Genomic DNA, 15,748 nt, shown 5'->3' with positions numbered 1-15,748 from the left:
CGACAGAGAGTCGTTGGGAGACCGTCGATCAGATCTCGGCGCAGTCATCCGGCACGAAGCCGGCGTCGAGAACGCCCACGAGGTTGGCCACGCGCTCATCGAGCGTGCGCCCCAGGCCCTGCGGGGTGATCGTGTTGGTCAGCGAGATGCCGTCGAGGGCGTCGTTGTAGTCGAGCTTGCCGACGGAGAGCATGGAGGCGACCATGCCGTGAGTGTCCATGCCGTTCTCCGGGTTGGCGCCCGGGGAGAAGGGCGTGCCCTTCTGGTGGCCGGAGGGGAAGGAGCCGGTGGCCTTGCCGTAGACGACGTTGGAGGTGATCGTGAGAACGGACTGAGTCGGGATCGCGTCGCGGTAGAAGGGCTGCTCCTTGATCTTCGACATGACCGTGTGAACCACGGTGGCGGCGATGTCGTCGGCGCGGTCGTCGTCGTTGCCGTAGATCGGGAAGTCGCCCTCGGTGATGTAATCGACCACCAGGCCGGTCTCGTCGCGCACGGGAGTCACCTTGGCGTACTTGATGGCGCTCAGGGAGTCGGCCACGATGGACAGCCCGGCGATGCCGCAGCCCATGGTGCGCACGATCTCCGAGTCGTGCAGCGCCATCTCGATCGCCTCATACGCATAGCGGTCGTGGCAGTAGTGGATGATGTTGAGGGCCTCGACGTAGGTGGCCACCACCCAGTCGAGCATCTTCTCGTACTTGTCCCAGACCTCGTCGAAGTCCAGGGGCCCGTCGCCCTCGATGCCGGGCAGGCCGGTGACGACCTGCTTGCCGCTCATCTCGTCGCGGCCGCCGTTGATGGCGTAGAGCAGGGCCTTGGCGGAGTTGACGCGGGCGCCGAAGAACTGCATCTGCTTGCCCACCCGCATCGGGGATACGCAGCAGGCGATGGCCGCGTCATCGCCCCAGTGCTCACGGATCTGCTCGTCGGCCTCGTACTGGATGGAGGAGGTCGTGATCGAGATCAGGGCGCAGAAGTCCTTGTATCCCTGCGGCAGGTTCTCGTCCCAGAAGATCGTGATGTTCGGCTCCGGAGCGGGGCCGAGGTTGCGCAGGGTCTGCAGGAGGCGGAAGGAGGTCTTGGTGACCAGAGCGCGGCCGTCCTCGCCGAATCCGGCGTCCGACCAGGTGGCCCAGTAGGGGTCTCCGGAGAAGATCTGGTCGTAGTCGATCGTGCGAAGGAAGCGCGTGATGCGCAGCTTCATGACGATGTTGTCGATGAGCTCCTGAGCACGGGTCTCGTCGATGACGCCGTCTCGCAGATCGCGCTCGAAGTAGATGTCGAGGAAGCCGGACAGGCGCCCGATGCTCATGGCGGCACCGTCCTGGGACTTCACCGAGGCCAGGTAGGCGAAGTAGGTCCACTGCACGGCTTCGTGGGCGTTCCTGGCGGGGCCGGAGATGTCGTAGCCGTAGGAGGCGGCCATGGCCTTGAGCTTCTTGAGGGCCTTGATCTGCTCGGAGTGCTCCTCGCGGAAGCGCGCCCAGTGCTCGGAGAAGGGCTTGTCCGCCACCGAGTCCTTGGCCCGCTGCTTCTCCTCGATGAGGAGGTCGACGCCGTAGAGGGCCACGCGGCGGTAATCGCCGATAATGCGGCCGCGGCCATAGGCGTCGGGCAGACCGGTGATGATGTGGCTGGAGCGCGCCGCGCGGATGCGCGGCGTGTAGATGTCGAAGACGGCATCGTTGTGAGTCTTGCGGTAGCGGGTGAAGATCTTCTTGACCTCGGGTTCGACCTCCTTGCCCGCTTCCTTGATCGCGGTCTCCACCATGCGCCAGCCACCGTTGGGCATCATGGCTCGACGCAGCGGGGAGTCGGTCTGCAGGCCGACGATGACGTCGTCATCCTCGCTGATGTATCCGGCGGGGAAGGCGTCGATGTCGGCAGGGGTGTGGGTATCGACGTCGAGAATGCGGACCTTGCGCTCCTCGGAGAGGTAGTCCTTCTCCAGGACGTCCCACAGGCGCAGGGTCTTGTCCGTCGCGTCCGCGAGGAACGACGCGTCTCCGTCGTAAGGGGTGTAGTTGCGCTGGATGAAGTCGCGGACGTCGATGTCCTCGGTCCACGGCCCGGTGACGAAGCCCTCCCACGCATCGCGGCTGGTGCTGTCCTCCGCTGTCGCTGTGGCGGATGCTGTGACCTCAGTGGTCATCCGTGCCCTCCTGTAGGTGGCCTATAGGTGGGTGGCCGGAGCCACCCGGTTGTTCAGCGCCCTTGTGAGGCGTGGCGGTACATCATTGCGCCGTCCCGACCAGAGTAGGCGGTCCTCGACAGCAGTGGGAGCCCCTCGTTCACAAGACCGGTGGGATCACTCACACGCATAGGCCGCACATCAAACAATGAGGACCTTGGTCCTACTTGAATGTCGGGCGATCCCGCATATCGAACACGGGACTTACCGGCCCGCACACAAGATTTCCCCACTCACACAGAACTGCTGGTTATCGCATCAATAGGACAGGCGTCCCACGGTGCACCCCTCTCAGACAGCGCTCAGAAGGCGCCGAGCAGTGGCGGCGATTCCCTCGGTATCCATGCCGAAATCGGCCAGAAGCTGCTTGCGGCTCGCGGTGCCCAGGAACCGGCGCGGCACACCCACGCGCGCCACGACCGGGCAGCGCCGACCGGTCTCAGCCGCATTGTCCTCGAGCGCATCTCGCAGCTGCGAGCCGATGCCGCCGTCGACCAGTCCGTCCTCCACGACGACGACTCCGTCGAAGGACCGCGCCGTCTCCACCAAGGCCCTCGGAATCGGCACGACCCAGCGCGGAGCCACCACCGCGACCGCTCGCCCCTCGTCGGCCAGATCGCGTCCGGCCGCCAGAACGGCAGGCGTCATGGCGCCGACGGCCACCAGAAGCAGGCGCCGCTCCCCCGGCCCGTCGTCATCGGCCTCCATCAGCACATCGACCGCCTCGAAGGGGTCATTCGGCGGCCCCATCACCCGCAGAGCGGGGGCGCGCTCGGGCAGTGCGCCTTTGGGATAGCGCAGCACGGTGGGCCCATCGGAGGTGGCCGCAGCAGTGCGCAGATCCTCGCGCAGGGTCGTCTCGTCGCGCGGCGCGGCCAGACGCAGCCCGGGCACGTGGGACAGCAGCGCCATGTCCCACATGCCGTTATGGCTGGCGCCATCGGTCCCGGTCAGCCCGGCTCGGTCGAGCACGATCGTGACTCCCGCGTGGTGCAGGCCGACGTCCATGAGAACCTGGTCGAAGGCCCGATTGAGGAAGGTTGCGTACAGGGCCACCACGGGATGGAGGCCGGCGAAGGCCATGCCGGCACTGGCGGTCAGCGCGTGCTGCTCGGCGATACCGACGTCGATGACCCTGTCGGGCAGAGCATCCGCCATCGGCTGCAGGCCGACCGGCTGCTGCATGGCGGCGGTCACTGCGACGATGCGCTCATCCGCTCGAGCCAGTTCCAGGATCTCCTCGGCGAAGACAGAGGTCCACCCGAAGCGCGAGGGCACGATCGGCAGTCCCGTCTCGGGGTGGATGCGCCCGACGGCGTGGAAACGATCGACGACGTCCTCCTCAGCGGGGGTGTAGCCCCTCCCCTTCTCCGTGATGACATGGACGATGACCGGATCCGCATACTCCCGCGCCCGCGTGAGGGCGAACTCCAGGGCCGTCTCGTCGTGCCCGTCAACCGGTCCGGTGTACTTGATGCCGAGGTCCTCGAAGAAGGCCGAGGGGACCAGGACGTCCTTGAGCCCCCGCTTGAGTCCGTGCAGCGCATCGAAGGCGGCGCGCCCGGGCGCCCCCTGGGTGAGCAGCGTGCGCTTGACCCCGGCCAGCATCCGCTCGTAGCCGGGGTTGGTGCGCAGTGCATCGAGGTGGTGGGCCAGTCCTCCGATGGTGGGGGCGTAGGAGCGCCCGTTGTCGTTGACGACAACGACCAGGTGCTTGTCGGAGGAATCGGCGATGTTGTCCAGGGCCTCCCAGGCCATCCCGCCGGTCAGGGCACCGTCCCCGATCACAGCCACCACATGGCAGTCCTCGTGCCCCTGAAGATGGTTGGCGCGGGCGATGCCATCGGCCCACGACAAGGATGTGGATGCGTGGGAGTTCTCCACGACGTCGTGCACCGACTCGCTGCGAGCCGGATACCCGGACAGGCCATCGCGCTCGCGCAGGTGGGTGAAATCCTGCCTTCCGGTGAGCAGTTTGTGGACATAGGCCTGGTGACCGGTGTCGAAGACGATGGTGTCGCGCGGGGAGCGGAAGGTGCGGTGCAGCGCCAGGGTCAGCTCGACGACACCGAGATTGGGGCCGAGGTGGCCCCCGGTGCGGGCGACCGTGGCGACGAGGTAACGGCGGATCTCTCCCGCCAGAGTGACCAGATCCTCACTGGTGAGCCGGTCCAAGTCAGTGGGCCGTGCAATCGAGTTGAGCAACGGCGTGTGGGGCAGCGCCACGCCGGCCTCACCGGCGCCCGCGGGCACTGTCTCTCTACTCATCAGCGCTTTCCTCCCGATCCTGGTCCTGCTGCGCGCTCATGCCCGCCCCTGTCTCGGCCTACTCGGCCTACTCGGCCCACTTGGCCTGCTCGGCCCTCTCGACCCAAGCCTGCACGAGGCCGCGGGCAGCATGTGACGCAGCACTTCAGCATAGGCGCTGGACGCCTTCGCGGAGGCCTCGCTGTGGCCGATCGCAAGCACGTAGGGTTGGGCGGTGTGGCGCTGCGCGCCGCGCCCCGCCGTACCGCACTCAGGAGGAACCATGAGCACCACGGCTCCGTTCGGGACCTGGCCGTCCCCCATCACGCCCGGCACCATCACCACTCGGACGGTGCGCCTGTCACAGGTGCGCGTGGACGGTGCGGACACCTACTGGGTGGAGCAGCGCGCCTCGCAGGCCGGCCGCAACGTCCTGCTGCGCCGGGGCGGGGACGGCTCAGTCGGGGAGATCCTCCCCCTGACCCCCTCCGACGAGCTCGTCGATGTGCACACCCGTGTGCACGAGTACGGCGGCCGGGCCTACGCCGTGGACTCCGGAATCATCGTCGTGTCCCACGCCGGTGACGGGCGCCTGTACCGCTATGACGTCGCCCATCGCATGCGCGGCCTGGTGCCCTTGACGATCTACGGCGACGTGCGCCACGGCGACCTCGAGATCGACACCGCGCGCGGCCTGGTCTACGCAGTGCGCGAGGACCACCGCGGTGACGGCGAGGCCGTGAACTCGCTGGTGGCCATCCCGCTCGACGGCTCAGCAGCGCGCGAGGACGCCCCGGTGATCACAATCATGTCCGGGACGGACTTCGTCACCTCCCCGACCCTGTCCCCCGACGGCGAGCACCTGGCCTGGATCACCTGGGACCACCCGAGCATGCCGTGGGAGAGCACGACCCTGCACGTGGGGGATCTTCTGCCCGACGGCCGTATCGGCGAGCAGACGGTCATCGCCGACAGCGGTGCCGTCTCCGAGCCCCGCTGGACCGAGGAATGCGAATTGGTGCATATCTCCAACGCCTCGGGCTTCTCCAATCTGTACCGCACTGAGGGTTTCCCGCGCCGCGGCACCACTCGCGAGGGCTGGACGACCGGGCTGCGCACGCGCCCGCTGCACCCCGTCGAGGCCACCTTCACCTCGCCCGCCTGGGAGCTGGGCCCCCACCACTACGACATCCTCGACGGCGAGCACCTCATCGCCTCCTGGGCGCGCAACGGCATATGGCACCTCGGCACGATCAGGCTCTCGAACGGCGAGCTGGAGGAGTGGAACATCGGCTGGCAGCCGTTGGGCAACGTCGCCTCATCCGCGGGGCGGGTCGTCATGCTGGCCAACAATGAGATGGAGCTGCCCGCGATCATCGAGGTGCGCGACGGCGGCATCGACGTGCTGCGAAACTCTGGCGAGTTCGCGGCGGAGGCCATTGGAATCTCTCTGCCCACGCCCGTGGAGTGGCCGACCAGCGCGGACGCTACCGCGCACGGCTTCTTCTACCCGCCATCGTCGGCATCCCACACCGGCCCCGACGACGAGCTGCCCCCGCTGATCGTCAACGTCCATGGCGGCCCGACGGCGGCGGCCCGTCCCGGTTACGACCTGAACATCCAGTACTGGACGAGCCGCGGTTTCGCCTACCTGGACGTCAACTACCGGGGCTCGACCGGCTACGGCACCCACTACCGGCACGCGCTCGACGGCCACTGGGGCGTCTACGACGCCGATGACGTCATCGCGGGCGCCGAGTTCCTCGCCGCCTCCGGCGAGGTCGACCCTGCTCGCATCGCCGTGCGCGGCGCCTCCGCCGGCGGTTTCACAGGTCTGGTGGCGCTCACCCGTTCCACCGTGTTCAGCGCCGGCACCTCCTTGTACGGTGTGGCGGACCTGGCCCTGCTGACTCGTACCACGCACAAGTTCGAGCGCCGCTACATCGGCACGCTCGTGGGCGCGGAGGGCGCCGACGCGCCAGTGCTCGCGGAGCGCTCACCGCTGCACCACATCGACGACATCCACGCCCCGCTGCTGCTCCTGCAGGGCAGCGAGGATCCGATCGTGCCGGCCGACCAGGCGACGACCATGTACAACGCCGTCAGGGCCAAGGGCCTGCCAGTGGCGCTCGAGGTCTTCCACGGCGAGGGGCACGGGCTGCGCCTGGCGTCGAATATTCACCGTGCTCTGCGCGCCGAGCTGAACTTCTACAGCCAGGTATGGGGCCTGGAGCTCCCGGAGGAGGACTCGATCGCGATGCATGTGGAGAACCTGTGAGCCCTCATTCCCGTCCGGCTTCTCCCTCGCCCTCCCCGCCGCTGTAGATCCCCGCTGCGACAGGCGTCTTCAAGAATTCCCGACCACCGCACAAGCACACCAACCACATCCATGACCACACGGCCCGCCTGCGCGCGCCTTCGCAGCGCTCTTCTGGGACTGCTGCGCGACCACCGCAGCGGCCTGTTCATGCTGGCAATCGCAGTCGGCCTCGCCTCGGGAGCGGGCGCCGTCCTGTTCCGCCTGGGAATTGACGCCTGGACCAGGTTCCTGACCGGGGCGCAGGACTACACATTGTCCCTGGGGCCCAGTACCGGCGCGCTGTCCGGGTTGGGCAGGTGGTTCCTCGTGGTTGCGCCGGTTCTGTCGGGCATCATGATCGGCCCCCTCATGATGCGCTGGGGCCGCGCCCCGACGGGGCATGGAGTGTCGGGGGTCCTGTGGTCGTCCCGACTCTCCGACGGCGCCATGGCCCCGGGCCCGGCTGCGGCGACTGTGGTCTCGGCGGCGCTGACCATAGGCGGCGGGGGCTCGGTGGGACCCGAGGGGCCGATCGCCGAACTCGGAGCCAGCGCCACGAGCCTGTTCAGCAGGCGCCTCGGCCTTCCGCGGCGGGCGGTGCGCCTGCTGGCGGCGGCCGGGACCGCCGCCGGCATCGCGGCGGCCTTCAACGCTCCGCTCGCAGGGGCCTTCTTCGCGATGGAAGTGGTGCTGATCGATTTCACCGTCGACGCCTTCGCCTTCGTGGTGCTCGCCTGCGTGTCCTCGACGGTGCTCTCCCACCATCTGCTGGGGGTATCGCTGTCGCTGTCCCTGCCGTCCCTGAACCTCACCGGCGATACCCAGCTCGGCTGGGTGGCTCTGCTGGGGATACTGGGAGGCCTCATCGGCGTGGGCTTCTCCCGCGCTCGGTACCTGAGCGCCGATGCCGCTACCGCCGGGGCCGATCGACTCCGGCTCCCTCATTGGGCCCGGCCGGCGCTGGGGGGACTGCTTGTCGGAGGCGTCCTTCTGGTGGTGCCCGAGACGTACGGCGAATCCTCGGCAATACTCGGCCGCGCCTTGGACGGGCGCTACACCGCACTGGCCCTGGCCGGCCTGCTCCTGGCCAAGATCATCGCGACGGCGGTAACCCTCGCTGTGGGCATGCCCGGGGGCGTCTTCGCCCCGTCATTGTTCATCGGCGGCATGCTGGGAGCATGCTTCGGCATGATCGTGGCGCCTGACCGCCCCGAGGCCGCCGCGGTCTTCGGGGTCGTGGGGATGGGGGCCGTGTTCTCCGGCGCCGCCCGTGCGCCGATTACCAGCGTTGTCCTCATCATCGAGATGACGGAGCAGTACAACCTGCTGATTCCCCTCATGCTCGCCGTTGCCCTGTCCACCGTCACGGGGCGCTTCCTGACCCGCTCGACCATCTACACCGAGGAGCTGCGGCGCCGCGGCCTGAGCATCGAGGATCCCCAGGCGCCGACCTCCGTCGGCGCCCGCTTCCAGGAGCATTGGCGACAGTCGCACCGTTCCTCGAACCGGGAAGACGATGCGACTTCACGGGGCAGCGCGTCCGATCGATCATCGGCATCGAACGCTGACAATCCCGACGGCGCTGACAAACACTGAAATTGAAATACTGAAAATACTGAAGACGGCTCGAGACCTCGGTGAAGGTCGCCCAAAGCCATCGTCAGTCGCGACCCGACTGCGCCGTCCTGGTCCGCTCAGCCAGCGTGGCCCCCAGCTCATCCATCCGCTCGGCATTGATGACGATGCGGCGCGGATTGCTCAGCCACATCCAGCCCGTGGCCAGGATGGGGAGCAGGAGCGGCAGGTAACCGTGACGACGACCGCCATCCGCCCATACGCTGGCCTCCAGGCCCTCCGCGGCATCCGTCCACGTCAGCACGCCGATGAGCACCGCGCCGGTCAGCAGCGCGCTCAGGCTCATCCACCCGATGAGCCGCATACGGCGTCCGTTATGCGCCACGCAGATCGCCAGCAGGACGAACAGGAGGCCGGCGGCGACGTTGATGGATCCAACGACCGGGGCAACATGCGGTGCGCGCACCAATGAGATCGTAGCGGGGATCAGGATGACCAGGCCGAAGACCGCGAAGACGACCACGAGAAGACGCCCCCACCCGTGCGCGGGACGACGCCGGTCCTCAACGCCACGGACCTGGAGACGGTCGTCCGCTGGTGCAGACATCGCGGAATCTCCTTATGGAAACAACACGGAAACACGGTTCTTACGGCACAGTCCGAGCGCAATGACCCTGGACAGCTGCGGGCACACTACCATCGGAGGCTGTGACCATCCTTGAACTGACGACCTCCTGTGATCCCCGGCTGAATGTCGATGTACTCGTTCTGGCGGCTGCGCACATCGACCAGACCCCTGTCCTGCTGACTGACGGCGTCGTGAATCAGGGGCTCGACTTCACGGCCCTCGCCACGGCCCTGCCCACCACCGGCTTCACCGGAGAACTTGATGCGGTCATCAGAGTGCCCTCCAGCGTTCTGGGCTCCGATGTGAGGGCAGTGAGGGCGGACAGTCTCCTCATCGTGGGTACCGGCCCCGGCCTCGCTGCCGGATCGGGCGACGAGACCGCGCTGGGGGCCGATCGAGCGGGGGTGCTCAGAAGGGCTGCCGGATGCGCTGCGCGCGAGCTGGCCGGAATGGACTCGGCCGCTTTCCTCCTCCCGGCTGACGATCTCGATGATCTTCGCGCGGTGACCGAAGGCGCGCTTGTCGGCGCCTACGCCTGGTCGGGACGCGTGCCGGCACCCACAGCGCCGCTGGGGCGCGTCGTCGTCGCCACTGCTCTGGCGGACTCTGTGGAGGCCAGTGCCGCCGAGGCGCGCGCCATCGCTCTGGCCGAGGCGACCGCTCTGGCACGTGATCTCGTCAATGAGCCGCCGAACCGCCTGACTCCGCAGACCTTCACCCAGCGGGCGCGGGCCATCGCGGACGATGCGGGCCTCGGCATCGAGATCCTCGACGAAGCGCTCCTGCGCGAACAGGGCTTCGGCGGCATCGTCGGCGTCGGCCAGGGCTCAGTGCACCCGCCCTTCCTCGTGCGAGTCTCCTGGGTGCCGGAGAATCCGGCGCAGCGCATAGCGCTGATCGGCAAGGGAATCACCTTCGACTCCGGCGGCCTGTCACTCAAGCCGCCGGCCTCCATGCCGGAGATGAAGTCGGACATGGCCGGTGCGGCCACCGTTCTGGGCGCGGTGCTGGCGGCGGCTCGCCTGGAACTGGGGGTGCGCGTGGACGCCTGGCTGGCTCTGGCCGAGAACATGCCCACGGCCGACGCCCAGCGCCCCAGCGACATTGTGACGATGCGCGACGGCACCACGGTGGAGGTCACCAACACTGATGCGGAGGGCCGTCTGGTCATGGCTGACGCCCTGGCGCGCGCCATTGAGGACAAGCCCGACTGCGTGCTCGATATCGCGACCCTTACCGGGGCGCAGATCATCGCGCTGGGCGACCGGGTGTCGGGTGTTATGGGCACGCCGCCGCTGCGCGACGAGGTGGCCCGATGCGCCGCCGAGGCCGGCGAGGCGTTCTGGCCCATGCCCCTGCCCGAGCACCTGCGCAGCGCCCTGGAGACCCCTTTCGCCGGGCTCCGCAACGCCGATATCAGCAGCCGTGCAGGAGGAATGCTCGTAGCGGGGCTCTTCCTGCGCGAGTTCGTGGGCGATGTGCCGTGGGCCCACCTCGACATCGCCGGCCCGGCCTACAACGAGAAGTCGCCCTGGGGAGCGACGCCCGTCGGCGGGACGGGGGCCGGCCTCGCCACGCTGCTGGCCCTTCTCAGCGACCGCGGCCGGCGGCCACCCAGCGAGCCGCTCCGATAGGTGATAGGTCTCACAGGTCTTGCAGGACTCAAGTCCTTCCGAGCGAGCAGTTTCGGGGCTGCGGGCAGCAGCCAGATGCAACAATGGGCACCGTGCCGAGCCGCTCTGGGAGAGCGGAGGATATCAACGAGGAGTTTTCGTGACAGACACCGTGTACGACATGGTCATCCTGGGCGCCGGTTCGGGCGGTTACGCAGCCGCGCTGCGCGGCACACAGCTGGGACTGACGGTCGCGCTCATCGAAGCGGACAAGATCGGCGGCACCTGCCTCCATCGCGGTTGCGTTCCGACCAAGGCGATCCTGCACTCGGCCGAAACCGCCGAGGCCGTGCGCGAGGCCGCTTCGGTGGGCGTCAACGCCGTCTTCCAGGGTCTCGATATGCCCGCCGTCCAGAAGTACAAGAATGGCGTGGTCTCCCGGATGCACAAGGGCCTGGAGGGGCTCGTCGCATCCCGGGGCATTGAGGTCGTGCGCGGCTGGGGCCGCTTGGTCGCCAGGGACACCGTCGAGGTCAATGGGCGGCGATACAGGGGCAGGAACATCGTGCTCGCCTCCGGCTCGTTCTCCAAGACCATCGGCCAGGAGATCTCCGGGCCGGTCATGACGAGCGATCAGGCTCTCGAGCTCGATCGCGTGCCGTCCTCGGCCGTGATTCTGGGCGGCGGGGTCATCGGCGTCGAGTTCGCCTCCGCCTGGGCCTCCATGGGCTCCCGGGTCACCATTATCGAGGGACTCCCCCGTCTGGTTCCGAACGAGGACGAAGCCGTTTCCAAGCAGCTCGAGCGGACCTTCCGCAAGCGCAAGATCGCTTTCAAGACCAACACCATGTTCGAGTCGGTCGAGCGCACGGCCACTGGCGTGACCGTACGTACCGCCGACTCGAAGACGTACGACGCAGAGGTTCTTCTCATCGCAGTCGGCCGCGGTCCGGCCACTGCGAATCTCGGTTACGAAGAGGCCGGAGTCGCCATGGACCGCGGCTTCGTCCTGACGGACGACTACGGCCGCACGAATGTCGACGGTGTGTGGGCGGTAGGCGATATCGTCCCCGGCGTCCAGCTCGCCCATCGCGGGTTCGCCCAGGGCATCGTGGTCGCCGAGAAGATCGCCGGACTGGATCCCCGCCCCGTTGACGACACGCTGGTCCCCAAGGTGACATTCTGCGAGCCCGAGATCGCCTCTGTGGGTCTGAGTGAGGCTCAGGCCATCGAGATCCACGGCGCGGAGAAGGTCACGACGGCCGAGTTCAACGTAGCCGGCAATGCCAAGAGCCAGATCTTGGGAACGCAGGGCTTCGTCAAGCTCGTTTCGCTCAAGGACGGGCCCGTCGTCGGCTTCCACGCGATCGGCACGCGCATGGGCGAGCAGATCGGTGAGGGCCAGCTGATCGTCTCGTGGGAGGCCGATGCCCACGATGTCGCTTCGCTCGTGCACGCTCACCCCACGCAGAATGAGACCATTGGGGAGGCCGCCATGGCTCTGGCGGGCAAACCGCTGCACAATCACGGCTGATCTCGAAGAGATAGAGAGTTTTCCATCATGTCCGAGTCCGTAAAGATGCCCGCTCTGGGCGAATCCGTCACCGAGGGCACCGTCTCGTCATGGCTCAAGGCCGTTGGCGACACCGTCGAGGTGGATGAGCCCCTCCTCGAGGTCGCAACCGACAAGGTCGATACCGAGGTCCCCTCCCCCGTCGCCGGCACGATCTTGGAGATCCGCGTCCCCGAGGACGAAACCGTCGAGGTCGGCACCGTTCTGGCCGTGATCGGGGCCCCCTCCGAAGCGGGCGCCCCCGCATCCGCCCCGGCCGCTCCAGCGCCTGCCGCCGCATCAGCTCCTGTTCCGGCTCCCCCAGCATCCGCCCCGGCCGCTCCGGCGCCTACTGCCGCATCAGCTCCTGTTCCGGCTCCCCCGACGCCGAGCGCCGCGCCGTCTCCAGCACCCGCGGCTCCGACGCCCGCCGCAGCCGCCCCAACGACTCCCGCCCCCGCTTACGGGAAGCACGCGGCACCCACGCCCGCAGAGCCCGCAGATGCGGCGCCATCCGCCGCGGCTGTCGCCTCCGCCGCCTATGTCACTCCAATCGTGCGCAAGCTCGCTCGGGACAAGGGCATTGACCTGACGACTCTCACCGGGACCGGCGTGGGCGGCCGCATCCGCAAGCAGGACGTCGAGGAGGCCGCCAAGAGGGCTGAAGCCGCCAAAGCCGCAGCCCAGGCGGCACCCGCAGCTGCGGCTCCGGCAACGCCAGCGGCCAAGCCCGCGGCCGGCGCCGTCGATACTGAGCTGCGCGGCACGACGCAGAAGATGGGCCGCCTGCGCCAAGTCATCGCCGAGCGCATGATCAGCTCGCTGCAGACCTCTGCTCAGCTGACCACCGTGGTCGAGGTCGATGTCACCCGTGTGGCCGCCCTGCGAGCCCGGGCCAAGAACGACTTCCTCGCCAAGAACGGCACGAAACTGACCTTCTTGCCCTTCTTCGTGGCCGCTGCCACCGAGGCTCTCAAGGCCCACCCGAAGGTCAACGCCACGATCGACGACAAGCGGGTGACGTATCACGATGTCGAGCACATCGGCATCGCGGTCGACACCCCGCGCGGTCTGCTCGTGCCCGTGGTCAAGAACGCGGGTGACCTCAATATCCCGGGCCTGGCCAAGCACATCAACGATCTGGCCGCCCGCACCAGGGAGAACAAGGTCAACCCGGATGAGCTGAGCGGCTCCACCTTCACGATCACCAATACCGGCAGCGGCGGTGCGCTGTTCGATACCCCGATCATCAACCAGCCCGAGGTGGCGATCCTCGGCCTGGGCGCGATCCAGAAGCAGCCGCGCGTGATCAAGGGGGCGGACGGAAACGAGGCGATCGCCATCCGCTCGGTGTGCTATCTGGCACTGTCCTACGACCACCGCCTGGTCGATGGCGCGGACGCCGCGCGCTACCTCATGACAGTCAAGAAGCGGCTGGAGGAGGGGGACTTCGCCGGGGAACTGGGGCTGTAACCCAACTCCGCCCTCGGCCCGCCCCTGTCCGCCGTACAGCGCGGCCGAGGCCAAGCGTGGCCCCGCACCTCAGGTGCGGGGCCACGCCCGTTTCTGACGACGAGTACTCGGGGCAACCCGTCCCTCACAACAGTTCGGCCGCCGCTCGGGCGATGCCGGTGAGCATCTGCGCCACGCCAAGACGAATCCACCGCCAGGAGAACCAGTAGACGATAGGGCCGAACCGGCCCCAGGTCCGATGAACCAGGATCAGGCAGAGGCGGGCGCCTCCGGGCGCCTCGGCCAGCCGCAGGTCCCGCACGAGGAGGACCTCGCCGTCGTGAGGGCCCGAGGCCGGCTGTGCACGACCATACGATCCTGCCGGGAGAAGTCTCCTCCAGGCGCCAGCGCACGCGGCCCCTCTGACGGCGCCCATCGACTCGCTGCACGACGCCGTCCGCGCACAGCTCCACGAGCTCCTCGCGCGGTACCGCCCACTGGGTCAGCCCGGCGGGGTCGGACAGCAGTGCGGCCAGATCCGCCGCCGGCACCGAGACGAAGCGCTCCTGACTCAGCACGCGGTCCAGACCGTATGACGCGTACTCATCGGTCAGCCGGTAGCGATGGGCAGTCAACTCCGACGACTCTGACAGCTCCGCCTCAGCGCGAGCCGCGTCCGCGCACAGGACAGCAGCGTCGGCGCCGCAGTAGTCCACGAGCCTGGCGATCGGGGTCTGCGGGCGGGCGGTCAGGGCCAGCAACACACGGAGGCCTGGATCGCCCGCTCCCCTGCCGACGGTGTCGACGAGCTCGGTGGCGGCCTGCGACATGGGGATCTCCCCCGAACCCGGTCCCGCGATGAGATCACTCGCGGACAGGGGCTCGGGACGCAGGCCCTCGGGCAGGCGGATTCCGACGCGTGCGAGGTCGGCGTCGGCGAGCGCATCGACGGCGGTTCGAGCCCGCGCCAGGGTCACACCGTGTGCTCCGAGGATGGCAGTGGCCCGGCCTCCATGGGCGATGAGGCCGAGTAGCAGGTGCTCGGGCTCGATCTGCTGGTGGCGCAGTCTGGCCGCCTCCGACCATGCCGCGTTGACCCAGGTCAGGTAGTGGTCCATGGGCGCCATGCTCAGCCCTTCCGCGTCGGAGCCAGGCCCGGAGATACGCGCCTGGCGTACTTCTTGTGGACGGCCTGCCGGGAGACGCCGAGTTGAGCAGCGATCTGCGTCCACCCCATGCCCGAGCGCAGGGCGGCCTCGACCTGCGCCAGTTCGAGGGTGTCGGTGAAGCGGCGCAGCGCTGCGACGGCGCGCAGCCCCTCCTCCGGACGTGTGGTGTCGGCGGCTTCGGCGGCCGCAGTCAGAGCATCCATGCGAGCAACTTAAGTTGACACATGTTCATATGTCAACCCACGTTGCTCATTGATCGTTCTCCACGGGCGCATCATCGACGCCCTCGCACTCCGGCACAGCCCCCTCCAGTTGTTGATGCGCGAGCGCGGCGAGCGGAGCGGCATTGAGGCGGGTCACCCGGCGGGCGAAGTCCATGCGCTCCGACAGAGTCTCGTGCTCTGCCAGCAACGGACCGTCGAGCAGCAACGAGGCCAGCCCGTGAACGAAGGCCCAGATCGATGCTTCGATCTCGGGAGCCGCCCTCTCCCGCCCCGCAACCATGCTCGCCAGCCGCGCAAGCTCACCGCGAGCACGCGTGCTCGCGCGTACGACTTCCGGGAAACGCTCCGGGGCGCACATATCAGGACGGAACATCACGCGGAAGACCCCGGGATTGCGAAGCGCGAACTCGATATAGGCATCTCCCGACGCTTTCAGCGTGGCAAGCAGCCCATGCGCCTGGAGCCCATTGTGCACCGCGCACAACCGCTCCGCGAGCTCCTCGAATCCCTCGCACACCAATGCCGCCAGGATCGCCTCTCGATTGGCGAAGTGGTGGTACGGCGCCTGATGGGTGCATCGCGCACGACGAGCGACCTCGCGCATGCTCAGGGCGCTCGGTCCGCCCTCGTTGAGAAGCTCTCGACTGGTCCGAAGAAGCTCGGTGCGCAGGTCGCGACCACTGCGCTCAGCCGATCGATCCGTTTGTTCGATCCCCATGCAGGGCAGTCTAAGAACAGCCACTAGACAGTGTCTAGTCAGCTGCTACACTTCCACTTGACACTGTCTAACAACGA

General features: G+C 67.9%; 11 protein-coding genes. 5 read left to right on the top strand and 6 right to left on the bottom strand.

What is annotated here, in order from left to right:
* Positions 1-28: 28 nt before the first annotated feature.
* Both W5W_RS0109180 and dxs read right to left on the bottom strand, forming a co-directional pair.
* Positions 29-2,155, bottom strand: a complete 2,127-nt coding sequence (locus W5W_RS0109180; protein ID WP_008734275.1) for a pyruvate formate lyase family protein — start codon at positions 2,153-2,155, stop codon at positions 29-31.
* Positions 2,156-2,485: 330 nt separating this feature from the next.
* The gene (gene dxs / locus W5W_RS0109175; protein WP_232611901.1) at positions 2,486-4,462 is read right to left on the bottom strand and encodes a 1-deoxy-D-xylulose-5-phosphate synthase; all 1,977 of its coding nucleotides are present in this window, start codon (positions 4,460-4,462) and stop codon (positions 2,486-2,488) included.
* Between the two features lie 262 nt (positions 4,463-4,724).
* Between dxs and W5W_RS0109170 the strand changes: the two genes are divergently transcribed.
* Together W5W_RS0109170 and W5W_RS0109165 are read left to right on the top strand one after the other, a co-directional pair.
* The gene (locus W5W_RS0109170; RefSeq protein WP_008734274.1) at positions 4,725-6,719 is read left to right on the top strand and encodes an alpha/beta hydrolase family protein; all 1,995 of its coding nucleotides are present in this window, start codon (positions 4,725-4,727) and stop codon (positions 6,717-6,719) included.
* Between the two features lie 111 nt (positions 6,720-6,830).
* On the top strand, positions 6,831-8,336 hold the full coding sequence (locus W5W_RS0109165) for a chloride channel protein (protein WP_008734271.1): 1,506 nt from the start codon (positions 6,831-6,833) through the stop codon (positions 8,334-8,336).
* A 64-nt stretch (positions 8,337-8,400) separates the two neighbouring features.
* Here the strand turns inward: W5W_RS0109165 and W5W_RS0109160 are convergent, their stop codons facing one another.
* Entirely contained in the window at positions 8,401-8,922 is a 522-nt protein-coding gene (locus W5W_RS0109160) for a hypothetical protein (protein WP_008734278.1), read from the bottom strand.
* Between the two features lie 101 nt (positions 8,923-9,023).
* Between W5W_RS0109160 and W5W_RS0109155 the strand changes: the two genes are divergently transcribed.
* From W5W_RS0109155 to sucB, 3 genes are all read left to right on the top strand, one after another.
* Positions 9,024-10,577, top strand: coding sequence for a leucyl aminopeptidase (locus W5W_RS0109155; RefSeq protein ID WP_008734276.1), 1,554 nt, complete (start codon positions 9,024-9,026; stop codon positions 10,575-10,577).
* Between the two features lie 139 nt (positions 10,578-10,716).
* A complete protein-coding gene (gene lpdA / locus W5W_RS0109150) occupies positions 10,717-12,090 on the top strand; it encodes a dihydrolipoyl dehydrogenase (protein WP_008734272.1) in 1,374 nt (457 codons plus the stop codon).
* Between the two features lie 27 nt (positions 12,091-12,117).
* Positions 12,118-13,581 (top strand): 2-oxoglutarate dehydrogenase, E2 component, dihydrolipoamide succinyltransferase, encoded by a 1,464-nt coding sequence (gene sucB, locus W5W_RS0109145; protein WP_029574217.1) that lies wholly within the window; start codon positions 12,118-12,120, stop codon positions 13,579-13,581.
* Here the strand turns inward: sucB and W5W_RS14880 are convergent.
* The 3 genes from W5W_RS14880 to W5W_RS0109130 are packed head-to-tail and all read right to left on the bottom strand — an operon-like array spanning position 13,518 to position 15,671.
* Positions 13,518-14,687, bottom strand: coding sequence for a Clp protease N-terminal domain-containing protein (locus tag W5W_RS14880; RefSeq protein ID WP_238533321.1), 1,170 nt, complete (start codon positions 14,685-14,687; stop codon positions 13,518-13,520). The two genes, sucB and W5W_RS14880, sit on opposite strands and share 64 nt — an antisense overlap.
* 2 nt (positions 14,688-14,689) lie before the next feature.
* Positions 14,690-14,932, bottom strand: a complete 243-nt coding sequence (locus W5W_RS0109135) for a hypothetical protein (protein ID WP_017195193.1) — start codon at positions 14,930-14,932, stop codon at positions 14,690-14,692.
* A gap of 46 nt (positions 14,933-14,978) precedes the next feature.
* Entirely contained in the window at positions 14,979-15,671 is a 693-nt protein-coding gene (locus tag W5W_RS0109130; protein ID WP_017195192.1) for a TetR/AcrR family transcriptional regulator, read from the bottom strand.
* Positions 15,672-15,748: the final 77 nt, after the last annotated feature.

It is taken from the genome of Actinomyces massiliensis 4401292 (assembly GCF_000269805.1).
GTDB lineage: Bacteria > Actinomycetota > Actinomycetes > Actinomycetales > Actinomycetaceae > Actinomyces > Actinomyces massiliensis.
Note: the sequence above shows the minus strand (reverse complement) of the source record. Positions and strands in the feature narration are given on the sequence as shown.

Excerpts from the sequence above, each read along its gene's own strand:
- W5W_RS0109180 (WP_008734275.1), bottom strand. The coding sequence starts at position 2,155 with ATGACCACTGAGGTCACAGCATCCGCCACAGCGACAGCGGAGGACAGC.
- dxs (WP_232611901.1), bottom strand. The coding sequence starts at position 4,462 with ATGAGTAGAGAGACAGTGCCCGCGGGCGCCGGTGAGGCCGGCGTGGCG.
- W5W_RS0109170 (WP_008734274.1), top strand. The coding sequence starts at position 4,725 with ATGAGCACCACGGCTCCGTTCGGGACCTGGCCGTCCCCCATCACGCCC.
- W5W_RS0109165 (WP_008734271.1), top strand. The coding sequence starts at position 6,831 with ATGACCACACGGCCCGCCTGCGCGCGCCTTCGCAGCGCTCTTCTGGGA.
- W5W_RS0109160 (WP_008734278.1), bottom strand. The coding sequence starts at position 8,922 with ATGTCTGCACCAGCGGACGACCGTCTCCAGGTCCGTGGCGTTGAGGAC.
- sucB (WP_029574217.1), top strand. The coding sequence starts at position 12,118 with ATGTCCGAGTCCGTAAAGATGCCCGCTCTGGGCGAATCCGTCACCGAG.
- W5W_RS14880 (WP_238533321.1), bottom strand. The coding sequence starts at position 14,687 with ATGGCGCCCATGGACCACTACCTGACCTGGGTCAACGCGGCATGGTCG.
- W5W_RS0109135 (WP_017195193.1), bottom strand. The coding sequence starts at position 14,932 with ATGGATGCTCTGACTGCGGCCGCCGAAGCCGCCGACACCACACGTCCG.
- W5W_RS0109130 (WP_017195192.1), bottom strand. The coding sequence starts at position 15,671 with ATGGGGATCGAACAAACGGATCGATCGGCTGAGCGCAGTGGTCGCGAC.